This is a genomic window from Streptomyces sp. NPDC126499 (assembly GCF_040302485.1).
In the GTDB taxonomy this organism is placed as follows: domain Bacteria; phylum Actinomycetota; class Actinomycetes; order Streptomycetales; family Streptomycetaceae; genus Streptomyces.
Genome location: NZ_JBEOUO010000009.1, coordinates 21,604 through 41,110, shown reverse-complemented (window position 1 = coordinate 41,110; position 19,507 = coordinate 21,604). Strand labels below are relative to the sequence as shown.

At 74.5% G+C, this 19,507-nt stretch carries 15 protein-coding genes; 8 read left to right on the top strand and 7 right to left on the bottom strand.

All coding sequences use genetic code 11. The annotated features are described in order from the left end of the window. Positions 1-4 precede the first annotated feature (4 nt). Both ABTZ91_RS15280 and ABTZ91_RS15275 read right to left on the bottom strand, forming a co-directional pair. A complete protein-coding gene (locus ABTZ91_RS15280) occupies positions 5-2,023 on the bottom strand; it encodes a trypsin-like peptidase domain-containing protein (RefSeq protein ID WP_352077617.1) in 2,019 nt (672 codons plus the stop codon). Continuing rightward, complete coding sequence (locus ABTZ91_RS15275) at positions 2,023-2,538, bottom strand: CU044_2847 family protein (RefSeq protein ID WP_352077616.1); 516 nt, start codon at positions 2,536-2,538, stop codon at positions 2,023-2,025. Before ABTZ91_RS15275 ends, ABTZ91_RS15280 begins: the two co-directional genes overlap by 1 nt. 100 nt (positions 2,539-2,638) lie before the next feature. On the opposite strand from ABTZ91_RS15275, the gene ABTZ91_RS15270 reads away from it, so the two are divergent. After that, positions 2,639-3,358 (top strand): helix-turn-helix domain-containing protein, encoded by a 720-nt coding sequence (locus ABTZ91_RS15270; RefSeq protein ID WP_352077615.1) that lies wholly within the window; start codon positions 2,639-2,641, stop codon positions 3,356-3,358. On the opposite strand, the gene ABTZ91_RS15265 is transcribed toward ABTZ91_RS15270, so the two are convergent. Together ABTZ91_RS15265 and ABTZ91_RS15260 are read right to left on the bottom strand one after the other, a co-directional pair. Beyond that, positions 3,322-3,843 carry a VOC family protein gene (locus ABTZ91_RS15265; protein ID WP_352077614.1) on the bottom strand — a complete coding sequence of 174 codons (522 nt, stop codon included), beginning with the start codon at positions 3,841-3,843 and terminating at the stop codon, positions 3,322-3,324. The two genes, ABTZ91_RS15270 and ABTZ91_RS15265, sit on opposite strands and share 37 nt — an antisense overlap. A gap of 232 nt (positions 3,844-4,075) precedes the next feature. Next, on the bottom strand, positions 4,076-5,026 hold the full coding sequence (locus tag ABTZ91_RS15260) for a helix-turn-helix domain-containing protein (RefSeq protein WP_352077882.1): 951 nt from the start codon (positions 5,024-5,026) through the stop codon (positions 4,076-4,078). A gap of 181 nt (positions 5,027-5,207) precedes the next feature. Here ABTZ91_RS15260 and ABTZ91_RS15255 point away from each other — a divergent pair, with 181 nt between their 5' ends. From ABTZ91_RS15255 to ABTZ91_RS15240, 4 genes are all read left to right on the top strand, one after another. Continuing rightward, the gene (locus ABTZ91_RS15255; RefSeq protein ID WP_352077613.1) at positions 5,208-5,603 is read left to right on the top strand and encodes a cupin domain-containing protein; all 396 of its coding nucleotides are present in this window, start codon (positions 5,208-5,210) and stop codon (positions 5,601-5,603) included. A gap of 264 nt (positions 5,604-5,867) precedes the next feature. Beyond that, positions 5,868-6,992, top strand: coding sequence for a ribosome small subunit-dependent GTPase A (rsgA, locus tag ABTZ91_RS15250; RefSeq protein WP_352077612.1), 1,125 nt, complete (start codon positions 5,868-5,870; stop codon positions 6,990-6,992). Between the two features lie 390 nt (positions 6,993-7,382). Continuing rightward, positions 7,383-8,261 carry a hypothetical protein gene (locus ABTZ91_RS15245; RefSeq protein ID WP_352077611.1) on the top strand — a complete coding sequence of 293 codons (879 nt, stop codon included), beginning with the start codon at positions 7,383-7,385 and terminating at the stop codon, positions 8,259-8,261. Positions 8,262-8,508: 247 nt separating this feature from the next. Then, positions 8,509-9,909: an AlkA N-terminal domain-containing protein gene (locus tag ABTZ91_RS15240; protein ID WP_352077610.1), complete on the top strand. Its 1,401-nt coding sequence runs from the start codon at positions 8,509-8,511 to the stop codon at positions 9,907-9,909. 129 nt (positions 9,910-10,038) lie between these two features. Here ABTZ91_RS15240 and ABTZ91_RS15235 read toward each other — a convergent pair whose 3' ends face one another. From ABTZ91_RS15235 to ABTZ91_RS15225, 3 genes are all read right to left on the bottom strand, one after another. Next, the gene (locus ABTZ91_RS15235; RefSeq protein ID WP_352077609.1) at positions 10,039-10,521 is read right to left on the bottom strand and encodes a DUF456 domain-containing protein; all 483 of its coding nucleotides are present in this window, start codon (positions 10,519-10,521) and stop codon (positions 10,039-10,041) included. Between the two features lie 60 nt (positions 10,522-10,581). Further along, positions 10,582-11,016: a hypothetical protein gene (locus ABTZ91_RS15230; RefSeq protein ID WP_352077608.1), complete on the bottom strand. Its 435-nt coding sequence runs from the start codon at positions 11,014-11,016 to the stop codon at positions 10,582-10,584. A gap of 172 nt (positions 11,017-11,188) precedes the next feature. Further along, a complete protein-coding gene (locus ABTZ91_RS15225; protein WP_352077607.1) occupies positions 11,189-12,172 on the bottom strand; it encodes a helix-turn-helix domain-containing protein in 984 nt (327 codons plus the stop codon). Positions 12,173-12,406: 234 nt separating this feature from the next. Here ABTZ91_RS15225 and ABTZ91_RS15220 point away from each other — a divergent pair, with 234 nt between their 5' ends. From ABTZ91_RS15220 to ABTZ91_RS15210, 3 genes are all read left to right on the top strand, one after another. After that, entirely contained in the window at positions 12,407-16,183 is a 3,777-nt protein-coding gene (locus ABTZ91_RS15220) for a S8 family serine peptidase (protein WP_352077606.1), read from the top strand. 179 nt (positions 16,184-16,362) lie between these two features. After that, complete coding sequence (locus tag ABTZ91_RS15215; RefSeq protein ID WP_352077605.1) at positions 16,363-17,715, top strand: protein phosphatase 2C domain-containing protein; 1,353 nt, start codon at positions 16,363-16,365, stop codon at positions 17,713-17,715. Positions 17,716-17,742: 27 nt separating this feature from the next. Beyond that, entirely contained in the window at positions 17,743-19,485 is a 1,743-nt protein-coding gene (locus tag ABTZ91_RS15210; RefSeq protein WP_352077604.1) for a pyruvate dehydrogenase, read from the top strand. The last annotated feature ends 22 nt before the right edge of the window (positions 19,486-19,507 follow it).

Genomic DNA, 19,507 nt, shown 5'->3' with positions numbered 1-19,507 from the left:
GAGGTCAGCCGACGGGGGAGCTGCGCAGCGGGCGTACGTTCGCGAAGCAGTGCGGATCGTCCCAGACGAGGGACAGGCCGTCCGCCGCCCAGTGCCGTTCGGCTTCCAGGTGGGTGAACGCCTGGATGCGCAACTGACGGACCAGCTCGGGGAGTTCGTACGGCGGTGCGGCCGAGATCCACTCCGCGATCCGGTCCAGGAAGCCGTCGCCCCGGCAGCCGCCTGTGCACGGCTCGCCCGGCGGACAGCCGATGCGCGGCCACAACACGATCGGCGCCGGCGCGTCCAGGGCCGCGTCGTGCAGCTTCCGCGTACGAGCCGCGGTCGGCGGCCGGGTGAAACCCACCGCGCCGCCCACGCCCTGGAGCCACGCGGCGAGCTGGGCCGGCTGGTAAGCGGTGTCACAGGCCACCCGGTAGAGCGACGAGCGATGCTGACGTTCGAGCTCGCCCCACTTCTTCCGCAGCTCGTACTGGTGCCGGCCCTTGGTGCGCCGGTCGTGGTCGAGCAGGACGACCGGCACCAGACAGCCGAGCGGCTGCTCGCGCCGTCTGCGCCGCCACTGGTCGACGTTCTTGTTGAGCCAGCCCCGGGGCAGGGCGAACGCGACCAGCGGCCGGCCGTCCACGATGTCGTGGTGGGCCTCGTCGATCCGGTCGCACACCCAGGCGCGCAGGTCGGCCTTGGCGAGCCGCCGTTCGCTCACCAGGATCCGCTCGCCGTGCCGGTGCACGGACACCTCCGCCAGCACCGTCTCGCGGTCGGCCCCACTGTGCCGCACCTCGACGAGGATCGGCGCCCAGGGCAGCGGCGCCTCCCGCTCCGGTCCGGCCGCGTCCATGGGCGACGCGGAGGACGAGGGCGACGACGCGGAGGACGAGGGCGACGACGCGGAGGAGGTGAATGACGCCGGGGAGGTGAACGAGGCAGGCGAGTCAGGTGGGGAAGATGCGAGAGGTGAGGAAGACGAGGAAGAGGAGGGAGGCGTGGGAAACGAGGGGGGCGAGGCGGGCGAGGCGGGCAAGGAGGCCGGGTCGGGCCGGGGCGGCGCGGAGGGACGACAGGAGGGGGGAGAGGCGACCGGGGCGTGCCGGGCGCGGTGGTGGCGCGCCCAGGCGCGGAACTCGCACCGCAGCTCCTCGTCGGGAACCTGGTCCGCGAGCCGCTCCGCGAGTTCGGCGAGCGGCACCCGGCCGTCCGCGGGACGGGTCTCGGTGAGCAGATACCAGACGGCCTGCCACAGCCCCGAGTGCGCGGCCGTCGGCGGGGGAGGGAGGAGGGGGCCGGCCGCCGCGCGCAGGAGCCGCTCCACCGGGACCCGCAGCGCACCGGTCCGTTCGACCCGGTCCACGAGCTCGCGCAACCAGCGCTTCTCATCGGCCGAACAGCCCGGCGTCGGCACGAGAGGCGCGAGGGCGGGGACGTACCGGGCCAGCACCCGGGCGGGGATGATCCGGGCGGTGTGGGCGGTGGGGTCGTACGCGGTGACCATGCCGACGACCGTCCCGTCGTCGGCCCGCATGGCGGCGGAGCCGCTGAAACCGAACGAGGGCTTCTGCCCGTGCCCGGACAGGGACTCGACCTGGTTCCACTCGTCCTGGATCAACTGACCGGGCACGAGCATCCGCACCTCGCTCTGGGCGCCCTCGCGCTCGTAGCCCTCGGGGAAGCCGTAGGCGACCAGGCGCGGCGGTGCGCACATGTCCCGCAGGTCCTCGGGCGCGGCGAACACGGCCGGCGCCATGTCGACCGGCCCGTCGAGGGCGAGCAGGGCGACGTCACCCGGGTCGGTGGGCGATCCGCCCCACGGCCCGCGCACCGCGACCCGCGCCGGGAGCTCGCCGAGGCCCTGCGCGCCGGGGAACCGCACGGAGACGCGGTCGACGTCCGCGACCACATGGGCACAGGTCAGCAAGGTGGTGGACGTGACGAGGAAGGCGGAGCCCAGGACCTCGCCCGCGTGGTCGACCCGCGCGTGCCAGGCCGAGAAGGGCGTCGAGGGGGTCGACGGCGTCGTGGACATCACCGGCCGCCGAGCAGTCCGCCGTCACCCGCCTCGGACACGGATGCGCCGGGCGCGGGCGCGTCGGACACGGAGGTCCCGGACGTGGAGGTCTCGGGTCCGGATGCCCGGGGCCCGGATGCTTCGGGCCCGGATGCCTCGGGTACGGGCGCCTCTCCCCGGGACTCCGCAGCGGTCTCGGCGGGGGCCGTGACCGTCGCCTCCGGGGCGCCGGAGTCCGGGGACCAGGAGAGCCGGACCACCAGATGGCCCTCGACCGCCGTCTTGGCGATCACCGCGCCCGCCTCGGCCGTCAGCTTCACGCCGAACTCCAGCTCCACCCCGTCCGGCCGGAGCGAACCCCCGCGGAACACCGCCAGCGCGGACTCCGCCGCCGTACGGATCCCGGCGAGCGCCTCCTCCAGCGTCTGGCCCGCCCGGACCAGGGAGTTCCCGCCGCGCGAGACCGGGCGGGCGCCGGGCTGGTGCCCGTCGGCCTCCACCAGGACCGCGCCGCTCTCCGTGCCGAACTCCATGAACGTACCCACAAAGACCCCCGTGGCCCGACCAGTTGGCTCACGCACCATTCTGTCCGACCGATCGGCCGCTGTCAGGCGGTCCGCCTACCCTGGTGGGGTGTACGAGGAACGTCCCTCCCGGCTCGACGGCGCGGTCGTCTGGACCCGGCTCACCGGCACCGCCGATCCGGCGGATCCGGGCACCCGGCCGGTCCTGCCCGACGGCTGCATGGACCTGATCTGGGCCGACGGCACACTGCTCGTGGCCGGGCCCGACACGCGGGCGTACGTGCCCGAGAGCCCCGCCCACGCCTACGCCGGGGTGCGGTTCGCGCCCGGCGACGCGCCGGCCGTGCTCGGCACCGAGGCGAGTGCCCTGCGCGACCGGCGGGTCGAGCTCGCCGACCTGTGGGGCGCCCGCACCGCCCGGCGGCTCGCCGACGACGTCACGGGGGCGGCCGACCGGGCCGCCGCCCTGGAGGCGCTGGTGCTGCGCAGGGCGGCCGAAGCGCCCGCGCCCGATCCGCTGCTGCGGGCCGTGGTCGCCCGGCTCCGGGCGGGAGAGCCCGTCGGCGCCGCGGCGGACGCGGTGGGCCTCGGCGTGCGGCAACTGCACCGGCGCTCGCTCGCCGCCTTCGGCTACGGCCCGAAGACCCTGGCCCGGATCCTGCGGCTGCGGCGCGCCCTCGACCTGGTGACCTCCGGAGTGCCGTACGCGGAGGCCGCCCACCGCGCGGGCTGCGCGGACCAGGCCCACCTCGCCCGCGAGATGCGCGCCCTGACGGGCACGACCCTGTCCCGCTACACGGCGTCCGTGCGGGCGGCTTCGCCGGCGTGATCGGCGCGGTCGGGGTGGTCGGCGGCGTCGACGCGGTCGGGGTGATCGGTGTGATCGGCGTAGAGGGACACCGCGGACCCGTCCGGGTCGAGCACGACCGCGTAACGCTGTCCCCAGACGGCGTCCCACGGCTTGAGGTGGCCGCGATGACCGGCGGCGGTCAGCGTCTCGTACAGCGCGTCGACCTCGGCCGGCTCCCCGAGGCGGAACGCGAGCGTCACCCGCTCGCCGCCGCCGGCCGGCCGCGTCCACGCGGGGTCGAAGGACCGTACGACCTCCTCGCTGTCCCACAACACCCGCATCCCGCCCGGCAACGCCACCTCCACGTGCGGCTGCCGCTCGGCGCCGTCCGGCACATCGAGACCGAGCAGCCGGTAGAAGGCGAGGGACGCCGCCATGTCGGCCGTGACCAGGCCGACGACGTCGAGACGGGGAGTGGGCACGGGGGACGGGGCCGGGGAGGGGAAGGATCGGTTCGTGTTCATGCGCGCACGGTAGGAAGGGCGGCGCGGTCTCGTCTTGTACGGATCGGACACGGCGAGGCGGCGCGGTGCGAGGCCAGGCCCGGCGGTGGGGGCCGCACGCGACGAGGCGGCGCGGAGGGAGGCCAGGGCCGGCGGTGGGGGCCCCACACGACGAGGCGGCCCGGTGCGCGGCCAGGCCCGGTCGGCCCGGCGGTGGCGGTGGCGGCCGGGGTGGCGGCCGCCGCTATGGGGATCAGCGCAGGGCCGGCGGCGGTCCGAAGCGGTGGCGGTATTCCGACGGGGTGATGCCGATCTCGCGGCGCATCAGCATGCGCAGATGGGCCGCCGTGCCCAGGCCGCTGCGCCGGGCGACCACCTCGAAGCGGGATTCGCCGCGCTCGATCAGCCGGCATGCCAGCGTCAGCCGTTCACCGGTGAGCCACGCCAGCGGGGTCGTGCCCAGCTGGGCCTGGAAGCGGCGGTGCAGCGTCGCCGGGCTCACCGCCGCGCGGGCGGCGAGGTCGGCGACGGCGAGCGGGGCGTCCAGGCGTTCCCGCGCCCAGGCCAGGACCGGTGCGAGGGACTCGTCCCTGAGCTCGGGCATCGGATGCTCGACGAACTGCCGCTGACCGCCGTCCCGGTGCGCCGCGAAGACCAGCCGCCGGCTGACGGCGTTGGCGATCTCGGCGCCGTGGTCCCGGCGGACCACGTGGAGCCCCAGGTCGAGCGCGGCCGCGCTGCCCGCCGCGGTCAGGATGTCGCCGTCGTCCACGAACAGCACGTCGGGCTCCAGCCGCACCGAGGGGAACCGGGCACGGAAGTCGTCCGCCCACTGCCAGTGCGCGGTGGCGCGGCGCCCGTCCAGGACCCCGGCCTCGGCCAGGGTGAACGCGCCGCTGCAGAAGCCGATCAGCCGCGCGCCCCGCGCGTGTGCCCGTCGGACCGCGTCGAGCACGGCCGGGCGGCGCGGCACCTCGACGTCGGGCCGGTTGGGGACGATGAGGGTGTCCGCCGTGTCGGCGGCCTCCAGGCCGGCGACGCCGGTGAGGGCGAAGAAGCCGTCGCGCATCGGCGTGCGGGGCTCGGGCGAGCACAGCGAGAAGTCGTAGAGGTCGCGGTGGCGGCCGAGTTCGGGGCGGCGCAGCCCGAAGACCTCGGTGGCGCAGCCCAGTTCGAAGGGGTTCGAGTTCTCGTCCACGATCACGACGACCCGGTGGAGCGCCTTTCCGGCTGACCCGGCTGCCCCGGCTGCCCCGGCCGCCCCGGTTGCCCCGGTCACCCCCGTCGTTCCGGCCGCACCGGCCGCCCTGCCCTGCGAGGATTCTTTCGCCATGCGCGATTTCTAGCACTCACGGCGTACGGGCGGGACCGCCGAGGATCGGCCCATGAACAACGAACCCATCGCCCTGGCCGGTGCCCTCGCCTCCTTCGACGCCCTCTGGAGCCCCCGGATCGTCACCCGCGTCAACGACTACGACGTCCGCGTCGCCAAGGTCGAGGGCGACCACGTCTGGCACGCGCACGACGACACCGACGAGTTCTTCCTCGTGCTCGACGGGGAGCTGCGGATCGCCCTCCGTGAGCCGACCGGGGAGCGCACCGTCGTCCTGCCGCGCGGCTCGGTCTTCACCGTGCCGAGGGGCACCGAACACCGTCCGTCGGCCCCGGCCGGCGCCGCGATCCTGCTGTTCGAGCCGACCGGGACGCTCTCGGTGGGCGACCGTCACGACGAACTGCCGGACCACGTGGACGCGACGACCGGTCACGCGCTCCCCGCCTGACGGGGTGTTCGGGCGCGCCGGAAAAACGCGTGGCGCGTGGGGCCGTGCGCCCGCTACGGTCTTCTGGACCGCGAAGACCGACGATCGTGGTCCAGAAGGCTTTTTGCCGACCCTTTCGACCAGGAGGTGTGACCGATGGCTGTCGTCACGACGGGCGTTGCCCGCATCCAGATGCTCGTCCACTCCACCTCCGTGGCCACCGGCTGACCTTTTCCACCGGCTGCGCCGAGCGCAGCGCCGGGGCCACCCTGTGAAGGGTTCCCCTTGTCTTTCTCCACCACCGGCTCCACCACCACCAGCTCCACCGACCACTCCTCCCTGCACGCCTTCGGCTGGGACGACGCGTGGGCGGCCGAGTTCGCCCCGTACGGGGCACAGGGCCTGCTGCCCGGCCGGGTCGTCCGGGTCGACCGCGGCCAGTGCGACCTGGTCACCCCCGAGGGGCTCGTGCGCGCCGACACCGCGTTCGTCACCCCGCACGACCCGCTGCGGGTGATCTGCACCGGCGACTGGGCGGCCGTCGACCCGGACGGGGCCGGCGACCCCCGTTACGTACGGGCGTGTCTGCCGCGCCGTACCGCGTTCGCCCGCTCCACCTCCTCCAAGCGGTCGGAGGGGCAGATCCTCGCGGCCAACGTCGACCACGCGATCATCACCGTGTCGCTCGCGGTCGAGCTCGACCTCGGCCGCATCGAACGCTTCCTGGCACTGGCCTGGGAGTCCGGTGCGCAGCCGCTGGTCGTCCTCAGCAAGGCCGACCTGGTGCCGGACCCGGTCGGGCTCTCGTATCTCGTCGAGGACGTCGAGACGGTCGCGCCCGGCGTCCAGGTCCTGCCCGTCAGCTCCCACACGGGGGAGGGACTCGACGTGCTCCGGGCGGTCGCCGGAGGCGGGACGAGCGTGCTGCTCGGCGTCTCCGGCGCGGGCAAGTCGACCCTCGCCAACACGCTGCTCGGCGCGGACGTCATGGACGTCCAGGCCGCCCGCGACGTGGACGGCAAGGGCCGGCACACCACCACCACCCGCAACCTGCTCGTCCTGCCCGGCGGCGGCGTGCTCATCGACACCCCCGGTCTGCGCGGCGTCGGCCTGTGGGACGCGGAGGCGGGCGTCGGCCAGGTGTTCGCCGAGATCGAGGACCTCGCGTCCGAGTGCCGTTTCCACGACTGCGCCCACGAGACGGAACCGGGCTGCGCCGTGACCGCCGCCATCGCCGACGGTTCCCTGCCCGAACGCCGCCTCGACAGCTACCGCAAGCTCCTCCGCGAGAACCAGCGCCTCGTCGCCAAGACCGACGCCCGCGTCCGCGCCGAGATCCTGAAGGACTGGAAGCGCAAGGGCGCGGAGGGGCGTGCGGCGATGGCCGCGAAGCGGGGTCGCGTCCGCTGAGGGCCGGCACGGCGGCGCCCGGCCGGGAGCGGGCCTCGCTCGCCCCCGGCCGCACCCCGGCGACGCACGTCGATCGGAGCATCACCGGCGCCGCCCGGCCGCCCGGCCGCCGGGCGTACCCGGGGGCCTGGTGATCGGGTCCGGCACAGCCGCCCGCTGACGGTCGCGCCCGCGTCGTTCCTTGAGCGCGGCTTCGCACCGCGCCGTCCACGGGCCGACCGACTCCTCGATCAGATCGCCGAGATGTGCACGGTCAGGCCACAGAAGGCGAGGTGGGACATGACCGCGCGGGCGGAGGAGGGGCGTCACGATTCACTCGGCCCGTGCGACCGTCGTCATGTCACGGCCGGCCCCGCGCCACCGGGTGACAAGTCGTTAGGCTCTCGATCCGTGAGCATCCCACCGTCGACGGACTGGGCCGGCCTGTACCACGCCCACGGCCGGGCGGCGGACGTCCCGGGGCATCTGGCGGCACTGTCCGGCTCCGACCCGGCCGTACGCCGTGCGGCCACGTCGGCCCTCACCAGTAGCGTCTACCACCAGGGCACCCGGTGGCCGGCCAGCGCGCGTGTGGTGGCTCCGCTCGTCGCCCTCGTCGACACTCCGTCGACTCCCGACCGGGACACCGTCCTCCACATCCTGCATGCCGTCGCCATCGGCGACCTGCGCGATGACGAACTGCCTTTCGATCCCACGCGGGCCTTCGCCGACGCCGACCGTGTCCGTCCGGCGGACGAGGATGCGGTGCTCCGGGTTCTCTTCGAGGAGGAGGACCCGGACATCCATGCCGTCGCCGACGTCGCCGACGCCGTGGCACTGCACTGGGCCGCCGAGGCATACCGAGCGGCCGAGCGTCATACGGCCTCCTTCCTGAGGTGGCTCCACGATCCCGACCCCGCCGTGGTGACCCTCGCGGCGGCGTTGCTCGTCTGGTTCTCCCCGGTGCCAAGACTGCCGGGCGCGCTCGCCGCCGTGCCGTGCGTCACCGCCGAAGCGCGGGCGTCGGCGAACCTCGCCCTTGCCCACCTGCCCGGACACCCCGGTGCCGATGAACTCGGAGCCCTGACGACGGGCCTTGCCTCACCCGACGACGTGGTACGGGTCACGGCCGCGATCGCCCTGGCCCGCCGACAGGTGACGGCACTGCCCGACGCGGCACTGACCGTCCTCGTGCACGCCGACGCGGTCGCGGTCTCCGGTGCCGTCGCGGGCTGGGACCGCTCCCTGCGGGGCCACGTCGCGGCGGCCCTGCGCCACCTGGGCCTGTGACCCGCCTTCGCGTGCACGCGCGGGACGCGGCCCGCAGACGCGGTCGGGCGCGGACCCGGCCTGACCGGCGCGGACCACTGGTACCGGCTGCCCGCCCGTCGGGCCCATAGAGGGGGCGGGATCCGGGCCGGACCTCGGCCCCGGCCCTGGCTATTGGCCCGGTCACAGGCGTCCCGCACTCCCTCCTCCCACCTCCGTGTCCGAAAACCGCCAGTTCGGCTCCACCTCCTCGCGCACACTGGAGGGCATGACGGACACGGCGACGACGGACACCGCGACGGGCACCGCCGCCGGCTGGCCCGGGGACGAGGAGACTCGGTATCGGGCCGTGAGCAGCAGGGACGCCCGGTTCGACGGGGTGTTCTTCTTCGGGGTGGCGACGACCGGGATCTACTGCCGGCCCAGCTGCCCCGCCGTCACGCCCAAGCGGCGGAACGTCCGCTTCTTCCCGACCGCCGCGGCGGCGCAGGGGCACGGGTTCCGGGCCTGTCGGCGTTGCCGGCCCGACGCCGTGCCCGGGGCCGCCGAGTGGAACGTGCGGGCGGACGTGGTGGGGCGCGCGATGCGCTTGATCGGTGACGGGGTCGTCGACCGGGAGGGCGTGCCCGGCCTCGCCGTACGGCTCGGGTACAGCGCCCGGCAGGTGCAGCGTCAGCTGACCGCCGAGCTCGGGGCCGGGCCCGTGGCGCTCGCCCGCGCGCAGCGGGCGCACACCGCGCGCCTGCTGCTGCAGACCACCCCGCTCCCGGTCACCGACATCGCCTTCGCGGCCGGTTTCGCCAGCGTCCGGCAGTTCAACGACACCATCCGCGCCGTCTACGCCCGCACCCCCAGCGAACTGCGCGCCGAGTCCGGCACCGGCGCGGGTCCGCGCACCGCGCTCGCCGCCGGGGTGCCGCTGCGCCTCGCCCACCGGGGGCCGTACGCGGCGGGGGAGGTCTTCGACCTGCTGGCCGCCGAGGCGGTGCCGGGCGTCGAGGAAGTGGTCGGCGAGCCCGGTGCCCGTACCTACCGGCGTACGCTCCGCCTCCCGTACGGCACCGGGATCGTCTCCGTCGACGAGCGTTCCCCCGGCGCCTGGCTGGAGGCCCGGATCCACCTCACCGAACTGCGCGACCTCACCACCGCCGTGCAGCGGCTGCGCCGGCTGCTCGACCTGGACGCCGATCCGTACGCCGTCGCCGAACGCCTCGGCGCCGATCCCGCCCTCGCCGCGGAGGTCGCCGCCCGCCCCGGCGTACGGTCACCGGGCACGGCGGAGCCGGAGGAGTTCGCGCTTCGCACGGTCGTCGGCCCGGAGGAGGCCGCCCGGCTCGTGGCCGGCCACGGCACGCCCCTGGAGACGCCCTGCGGCACGCTCACCCACGTGTTCCCCCGGCCGGCCGCGCTCGTCGGGCACCCCGTGGCGGGGCCGCTCGCCGCCGCGCTCGCCGACGGGACCGTCCGCCTCGATCCGGGTGCGGACCGCGCGACCTCCGCCGCGGCCCTGGCCGCCGTACCCGGAGTGAGCCCCCGGGCCGCCGCCGTCATCCGCATGCGGGCCCTCGGCGACCCGGACGTGTTCCCGGACCCCGAGGACGCCCCCGACGCCCACCCGGAATGGCGGCCCTGGCGCTCCTACGCCGCCCGCTACCTGCGGACCGCGTGACGTGTCCGCCATCGCCCCGACCCCCTGGACGGCCTGAGTCGGCCTGACCCCGTGGACGGCCACCCCCGCGCACGCCTGACCGCGACCGGCTCACGGCCGACCGGCTCACGACCGGCCAACCGGCCCCCGTCAGCCCCAGATCACCGCTCCCGCCCATGCCCCCACGATCAGCAGGCACGCGAACAGCTCCACCAGGACGCTCGTCCCCGCCGCCCGCATCACCGTGCGCGTGGCGGCACGGGCCTGGCCGTGGCCGCCGAGGCGGAGGCGCTCGGAGAGGTAGATCCCGCCGACGAACCCGGGGATCGCTCCCAGCACCGGCACCAGGAAGAAGCCCAGGAACGCGCCCACTCCCGCGTACGTCACCATCCGCCGGGTGATGCCCACGCCCCGGAAGCGGCGCGGCGGCAGCTGCCATACGACCACCTGGGTGAGGAGCAGCAGTCCGGTGGAGGAGACGAGGAGGATCCAGGCGAGGCCCGACTGCTCGTGCAGCGACCACCACAGCATCGCCGCCCACACCAGCCACGTCCCCGGCACGCCGGGCGTCAGCACCCCGAACAGGCCGAGCAGCATCACCATCGCGACCATCAGGAGCTGCCACACACCCATCTGCCAAGGGTGCCGGAAGTCGGATGTTCCCGCAGGTCAAGACCGGCCGGCCAGGGACGGTCAGCCCGCCACCGGCAGGGCCGCCGCCACCAGATTCCGGGCCTTGCGGTCGATCAGCGGGAAGATGACCTTGAGCGAGGTCTCGCTGTACGGGGACGACAGTACGAACGACGAGTTCAGGAACCTTTCCTTGATCTCCGAGCGGAACAAACCCTCCCGCCGGATCGTCATCGTGTGCTCGACCGGCTTCGCGAACACCGGGTCCGCCCGGAAGATCAGGATCCGGCGGTCGGTCATCGCCAGGTACATCGGGGTCGGCGCCGGGATCACCGCCATCGACCCGCCGCTGGCGATCGCCGAGGCGATGCCGAAGGCGGCGGTACGGCGCACGGACACCGAGCTCAGGTTGACGAGGGAGGTGACCTCCACCCGCTCCCCGGGCTCCAGCATCGGGGTGACGGCGGTCAGCAGGGCGCGGCGGCGCCTTCCGTTCATGAGTCGTGCTCCTGGGGGAGAGGGGAGAGGGCGGGATTCGTTCCGCTCCGAGCCGAAAGAAAACCGGCCGCCACCCTGCCATACGGCCCCGCCCCGAAGGCCCGGCCCTACGGCCCCGCGACAGGCCCCTGCCCCATGAGCCCCCCACGACCGCCCACCCCTCGCGCCCCCCTCACCGCCGCGCCACCCACCCCTTCTCGTACGCGTGCCAGCCCAGCTGCAGCCGGGTCGTCACGCCCGTCAGCTCCATCAGCCCCTTCACCCGCCGCTGCACCGTCCGCAGCCCCAGGTCCAGCTGCTTGGCCACGCTCGCGTCCGTCATCCCCGCGAGCAGCAGGCTGAGGATCTCCAGGTCCGTCGGGTCCGGGCCCGGGACCTCGTCCTCCGTCACCTGGGCGCCCGCGCCGAGCCGTAGCGGCAGGGCCTCGCGCCAGACCGACTCGAACAGGCCCATCAGCGACTCCAGGAGCCCGCTGGCATGCACCACGAGCGCGGCCGGTTCGGCGCCGCGGCCGGTGAGCGGCACCATCGCGAGGGTCCGGTCGGCGACGACCAGCTTCGTCGGCACCCGGTCCACGATCCGGATCTGCTCCTCGCGGCCGAGCGCCGCCGACAGCTCGTGCAGACCCGACGGCAGGGTCAGCACCTCGCGCTCGATCACCACCCGATAGCGCACGCCCCGCTCGGCGGCCATCGCCTCGGCGTCGTTCTCCAGGCCGGTCACCGCGATCGGCTTGCCCGTCACCAGCGCGCAGACCTCCTGCGTGGCACCCAGCTGGAGCTGGAAGAAACGATGCGCCACCGCGCTCGCGCCGGTCACCACCTCCACCAGGTCGTGCACGGCCGGCTCGGTGGCCTCGGCCCGGTACTCCTGGGCGAGGAGCGCCGCCGCCAGCTCCGCCTGCTCCAGCTCGTGCCGCTGCTGGGTGAGCAGCGCGCCGAGCGCCACGCCGGGCGGCGCCGCGACCCACCGCCCGGTACGGGCCGAGGACTGCGCCGCCAGACCCTGCGACTCCAGGCGGCGCAACGCCCGCTCGGTGTCGACCACCGGCAGCGAGAGCCGGTGCGCCAGGTCGGAGACCTCGGCCGCGCCCATCGCGACCAGAGCGCGGTAGGCGGACTCCTGCCGTTCGTCGAGACCTATCGCTCCCAGCATCGCTGACCCCACCCCTCGCGCGGACGTCCCCGGACGACCCGGAGATTCCCGGGACGACCGGCGGACGCGTTCGTTCCGTCGGTGCACTGGCGGGAATCGGCCACGGCGCATTCCCGCCGCGCCCATCCTGCCTCCACCACCCTCACCTCTGCCAATGTGGCGCCACCGCAGCACCGACAGCCTCCGGAGATGGGCACCTTGTGCCGCCATGCCCGGAAACAGATGGGGAGAGTGATGCGCCCGATTTCGCGTACGGCCCTGGGGGCGGCGACCGCCGCCGTCCTGGCCGTCACCGCGGTCGCGACGTCCACGGCGGCAACGCCGCAGGACGCCCCGGCGACCGGCAAGCGACCGCTGGTCGGCGGCGAGGCGGCCCGGACCGCCGCGCAGCGACCCGCCACGGTCACCCTCGTCACCGGCGACCGGGTGCTCGTCACCCGGGACGCCCAGGGCAACCCGGCCGCCGCCGCGCTGCCCCGCGAGGACGGCACCGTGCCGTCCGTCCAGACCCGCAGGTCCGGTCCCGAGCTCTACGTCTACCCCGAGGGCGCCACCGCCGCCCTCGCCGCGGGCCGGGTCGACGAGGAGCTCTTCAACGTCACCGGACTGATCCGCCAGGGCTACGACGACGCCGGCTCGGCCGCCCTCCCGCTCATCGCCGTCTACGGCACCGACCTGGCCACCGCCCGGTCCCTGCCGCCCGCCCCGCGCGGCGCCACCCGCGGCCACGTCCTCGAAAGCGTCGACGCCGTCGCGCTGACCGCCGACAAGAAGCAGGCCGCCACCTTCTGGGCCGACGTCGACGGACCCGCCGCCCGCACCGCGTCGCGCGGCGGCCTGCGGAAGCTGTGGCTCGACCGCAAGGTGCGGGCCACCCTGGAACGCTCCACCGCCCAGGTCCACGCCCCCGAGGCATGGGCGGCGGACTACGACGGCACCGGCACCAAGGTCGCCGTCCTCGACACCGGCGCCGACGCCGAACACCCCGACCTCAAGGGCCGGATCGCCGCCTCCGAGAACTTCACCGACTCCGACACCGCCGACGACCGCCAGGGCCACGGCACCCACACGCTCTCCACCGTCGGCGGCAGCGGCGCCGCGAGCGGCGGCAGGAAGAAGGGCGTGGCGCCCGGCGCCGACCTCCTGAACGGCAAGGTCCTGAACGACTCCGGCTCCGGCGCCACCTCATGGATCATCGCCGGCATGGAGTGGGCCGTCGCCCAGGGCGCCGACGTCGTCTCCATGAGCCTCGGCAACCCCTCCGAGACCGACTGCACCGATCCGATGAGCGTCGCCGCCGAGCAACTCGGCCGCGAAGAAGGCACGTTGTTCGTCGTCGCCGCCGGCAACAGCGGCCCCTCGCTCAACACCGTCTCCTCGCCCGGCTGCGCGCCGAGCGTCCTCACCGTCGGCGCCACCGACCGCGACGACTCCACCGCCTCCTTCTCCAGCCGCGGTCCGACCACCCTGGGCCACACCCTCAAGCCGGAGATCGCCGCCCCCGGCGTCGCCATCTCCGCCGCCGCGGCCGGCGGCCGGGGCGTGTACGCGTACCAGGGCATGTCCGGTACGTCGATGGCCACCCCGCACGTCGCGGGCGCCGCCGCGATCCTCAGGCAGCGCCACCCCGACTGGACCGCCCAGCGGATCAAGGCCGCGCTCGTCTCCTCCGCCGACAGCGGCGTCCCCGGCGACGTCCGCGAGGTCGGCGGCGGCCGCCTCGACGTCAAGGCCGCCGTCGACCAGACCGTCCTCGGCGCCCCCGCCGTCCAGGGCGGCACCTACCCCTGGCCGCAGGGCGCCGCCGACCGCACCACCGTCGCCGTCCCCTACACCAACACCGGCGACAAGCCCGTCACCCTCTCCCTCGCCGTGCAGCGGGTCACCGGCAACGACGGCTCCGCCGTCCGGTCCTCCGTCGCCCGCCTCGGCAGCCGCACCGTCACCGTCCCGGCCGGCGCCACCGTCGAGGTCCCGCTCCGGCTCGACCCCGCCGCCCGGCTCGACCGCGCCCAGTACGGCGACGTCACCGGCCGCGTCCTCGCCACCGGACCCGGCGGCATCCACGTCTCCACCCCGTTCTCGCTGTACGTCGAGCCCGAAACCGTCACCCTCCGCGTCCAACTGATCGACCGTCAGGGAAGGTCCGCCGAAGGCGCCTCCTCCCTCGACGTCATCGGCACCGACACCGCCACCGGGGAACGCCGCTTCAACGACGGCGCCACCGACCAGGTCTACCGGCTCCGCCCCGGCGGCTACTTCCTCTCCGCCTTCGTCACCACCCGCGACGCCACGCCCGGCGCCACCCTGGAGGACTCGCTCAGCTACCTCGCCCGCCCCGAACTGAGGCTCACGAAGGACACCCTCGTCGTCCTCGACGCCCGCAAGGCCCACCGGCTCTCCGTGCGCACCGACCGGCCCTCCGACGTGCGCTCCGGCACCCTCGCGTTCGCCCGCTCCTGGGACGGCACCTGGCTGCACGCCGGCAGCGTCGCCGCCGGCCGCACCCTCCGCGGCTACTACGCCTCGGTCGAGGGCGAGGCGGAGAACGGCGACTTCGAGTTCGGCAGCTACTGGCGCACCGCCGCCCCGCAGATCTCCGCGCTCACCACCGGCGACGGTCTCGCCCTGCACCCGGTCACCGGCTCCACCGGCTCCGACAACCTCGACGGCACCGGGACCGCGCGCCTCGTCGACGCGGGCACCGGCACCCCGGCCGAGCTGACGGCCGCTCAGGTCAGGGGCAGGATCGCCCTGGTGCGCTTCGCGGACGGCGAGGAGTACTCCGGGACCGTCGCCCGCGACGCCAAGGCCGCCGGCGCCGTCGCCGTCCTCGGCCACCGCACGGCCCCCGGCCGCTGGTACCCGAGCGCCGGCTTCGGCAGCGCCGGACTGCCGGTGCTCGCCGTCGAGTCGGCCGAGGCCGCGAAGCTCCTGGGCAGGCTCTCCGCCGGCGAGGTCACCCTCACGTGGAAGGCCACCGCGCGAAGCCCGTACGTCTACCAGCTGGCGTTCCCCGAGTCCGGCGCGATCCGCGACGAGCGGACCTACCGGGTCCGCGACGCGGCCCTGGGCAGCACCCGGTCCACGTACACCGCCATGGGCATCGCCAACGACTTCGTGGACTTCGGCCTCGCCCGGCGCCCGAGCGGCGCCTCCGCCTCCTTCGCGGGCCTGGAGCCGGCCCCCGCGCCCGGCACCCGCACCGAGTACTACACGGCCGGGGACACCGTCTGGGAGAAGACGCTCTGCTCCAGCTTCCCCTTCGGCGAGCTCATGATCGGCACCCCGCACGTCTACCGGGCGGGCGAGCGGCGCTCCGAGAGCTGGTACGACGGAGTCGTCACCCCCACCGCCCCGCGCGACCGGGCCGGAAAGCCGGTCCTCGTCGCCGAACGCCAGGGCAACCTGATCGGCTTCGCCGCCGCCCTGTGGGGCGACAGCGCCCACCACGCCGAGTCCGGCTCCTTCGGTGACATCGGAAGCCTCCGGCTCAGCCGCGACGGAGAAGTGCTCGGCCGGACGGCCTGGCCGTTCGGAGTGTTCGAGGTGCCGGCCGAACCCGGCAGGTACACCCTCGAACAGCGCACCATGAAGATGGGCAGCAAGGTGTGGGCCCGCTCCATGGCCGTCACCTCCGTGTGGGAATTCACCTCCCGCCTCGACGAGAGCGTCTATTCTCAGGGCATCCCGATTCTCTTCCCCCGGTACGACCTTCCGGAGGACGGACTCAAGACCCTCGCCGCGACCGACGGCCAGCGGATCGGCCTCTTCGTGACGGGCCACGCGGGCTACACCCCCGCACCCCTCACCTCGGCCCGGCTCTCGTACTCCTACGACGGGGGCGAGACCTGGACCGAAGCGCCGGTCTCCCGGCAGGGCGACGCCTGGAGCGCGACCGTCGACCACGCGGGCGCCACCGGCCGGCAGGTCACCCTGAGGACCGAACTGACGGACGCCCGCGGCAACTCCGTCACCCAGACCGTGGTCCGCGCTTACGACGTGCGCTGATCACGCCGGTCCGCCGGGCGTCCTTCCCGTGGGGGGTGGGGCCGCCCGGCGGACCCCCTTTCCCGACCCCCGGTTCCGGACCACCCGTTTCCCGGACCACCCCTTCCGCACCCCCTGCTTCCGCGACACATTTCCGGATGTCCCGTTTTCTGACGGCCTGTGCGGTGGACAATAAGGGCATGACTCAGCAGGGGGACACCAACTGGTGGGACAAGCTCTACGACGAGGCGGCGCCCGACACCGCGCCCGCCCCGACGTCCGACAGTCTCGACGAGCGCTACGCCTCCGCCGCCCGCACCACGGCCGGCCCGCCCGCCGAGGCCCCGCCCGAAGCCGGATCGCCCACCGAGGCCCCGCCCCAGGCGGATCCGCCCGCCGAGGCCCCGCCCGCCGAGGCTCCGCCCGCCGAGGCCGCACCCGCCCGGACGCCGCCGCCCCTGGCGCAGCCGGCCCTGGCACCGCCCAGTGAGCCCCCCACCGTCCAGGTCCCCGCGCCCCGCCCCCGTACCGGACACATCGGCAGCCGGCCGCCCACCTACGAGGCCGAACCCACCGCCCTGCCCGCCGCCCGCCCCGGCGAGCTCGACGCACTCGTCGCCGACACCGTCCTCGACGGCGCCCGCTACGGCGCCTACACGCTGCGCGCCGCCTCCGTCCGCGGCGACTCCGCCCGCTTCCGCGGCGAACCCCGCCGCGACGCCCTGCTCACCGCCCGCTTCGGCCAGGACGACAGCGCCCTCGTCCTCGTCGCCGTCGCCGCCGGCCGGCGCACCGCCGAACACGCCCACCTCGCCGCCGCCGACGTCTGCCGCTGGATCGGCGAGTCCGTCGGGCGCAGCCACGCCCGGCTCTCCGAGGACATCCGCTCCGGCCGCCGCCGCGACCTCAAGTCCGGCCTCCACCGGCTCACCGACCGCACCTACGGCAAGCTGCGCGCCCGCGCCGCCGAACGCGGCCTCGACCCCGAGGAGTACACGGCGGGCCTGCGCTGTCTGCTGCTCACCGCCGACCCGGCGTGCCGCACCCGGATCTTCTTCGGCGTCGGCCCCGGCGGACTCTTCCGCCTCCGCGACGGCGCCTGGCAGGACATCGAGCCCCTCCTGCCCGAACCGGCCGCCACCGCCGGCACGCGGCCGTCACCCCCGGCCACGGCCGATCCCCGCGACCCCCGCGAGGCCGCCGACCCCCGCGAGGCCGCCGACGTCCCCGAGGCGACCGAGACCGGTGACCGGCTCACCCTGAAGCTCGGCGTCACCGACGCGCCCGGCCGCCCCTTCGTCGAGGACCCTCCGCCCCCGCCCGCCGAACCGTTCCGCTTCCGCGCCTCCGTCGCCCGCCCCGGCGACACCCTGCTGCTCGCCTCCCACGGCCTGGCCGAGCCGCTGCGCGGCGAACCGGCCCTGGCCCGCGAGCTCGCCGCCCGCTGGGCCGGCGCCGAGCCGCCCGGACTCGCCGCGTTCCTCGCCGACACCCAGCTGAGGGTGACCGGTTACGCCGACGACCGTACGGGGGTGGCCGTCTGGGAGGCGTAACCTCCACGGCCATGGGTTGATGGACCCATGGCCAAACAGAATGTCGCAGAACAGTTCGTCGACATCCTCGTCCGCGCGGGCGTCCAGCGCCTGTACGGAGTCGTCGGCGACAGCCTGAACCCCGTCGTCGACGCCATCCGCCGCAACGCCGCCATCGACTGGATCCAGGTGCGGCACGAGGAGACGGCGGCCTTCGCCGCCGGCGCCGAGGCCCAGATCACCGGCCGGCTCGCCGCCTGCGCCGGCTCCTGCGGCCCCGGCAACCTCCACCTCATCAACGGCCTGTACGACGCCCACCGCTCCATGGCCCCGGTTCTGGCCCTGGCCTCCCAGATCCCCTCCAGCGAGATCGGCCTCGGCTACTTCCAGGAGACCCACCCCGACCAGCTGTTCCGCGAGTGCAGCCACTACAGCGAGCTCATCTCCAGCCCGAAGCAGATGCCCCGGCTGCTCCAGACCGCGATCCAGCACGCCGTCGGCCAGGGCGGCGTCAGCGTCGTCTCGCTCCCCGGCGACCTCGCCTCCGAACCGGCCCCCGACCAGGCGGTCGAGACCGCGCTCGTCACCACCCGGCCCACCGTGCGGCCCGGCGACGCCGAGATCGACGCCCTCGTCCGGATGATCGACTCCGCCGACCGGGTGACGCTCTTCTGCGGCAGCGGCACCGCCGGCGCGCACCCGGAGGTCATGCAGTTCGCCGAACGGGTGAAGGCGCCCGTCGGCCACGCGCTGCGCGGCAAGGAATGGATCCAGTACGACAATCCGTACGACGTCGGGATGAGCGGGCTCCTCGGCTACGGCGCCGCCTACGAGGCCACCCACGAGTGCGACCTGCTGATCCTGCTCGGCACCGACTTCCCGTACAACGCCTTCCTGCCGGACGACGTGAAGATCGTGCAGATCGACGTACGGCCCGAGCGCCTCGGCCGGCGCTCCAAGCTCGACCTCGCCGTGTGGGGCGACGTGCGCGAGACCCTGCGCTGCGTCATCCCGCGCGTGCGGGCCAAGACGGACCGGCGCTTCCTCGACAAGATGCTCAAGAAGCACGCCGACGCCCTCGAAGGCGTCGTCAAGGCCTACACCCGCAAGGTCGACAAGCACGTACCCATCCACCCCGAGTACGTCGCCTCCGTCCTCGACGAAATCGCCGACGACGACGCCGTCTTCACCGTCGACACCGGCATGTGCAACGTGTGGGCGGCCCGCTATCTCACCCCCAACGGGCGGCGCCGCATCATCGGCTCGTTCAGCCACGGCTCCATGGCCAACGCGCTGCCGCAGGCCATCGGCGCCCAGTTCACCGACCGCGGACGCCAGGTCGTCACCCTGTCGGGCGACGGCGGATTCTCCATGCTGATGGGCGACTTCCTCACCCTCGTGCAGTACGACCTGCCGGTGAAGGTCGTCCTCTTCGACAACTCCTCGCTCGGCATGGTCGAGCTGGAGATGCTGGTCGCCGGCATGCCCTCGTACGGAACGTCCTACAAGAACCCCGACTTCGCCGCCGTCGCCCGCGCGGCCGGAGCCTACGGCGTCCGCGTCGAGAAGCCCAAGCAGCTCGCGGGCGCCCTGAAGGACGCCTTCCGGCACAAGGGGCCGGCCCTTGTCGACGTCGTCACCGACCCCAACGCCCTGTCCATCCCGCCGAAGATCAAGGCCGACATGGTGACCGGCTTCGCCCTCTCCGCGAGCAAGATCGTCCTCGACGGGGGAGTGGGCCGCATGCTCCAGATGGCTCGATCCAACCTGCGGAACGTACCCAGGCCCTGACGGTCCGTGCACGCCGATGAAT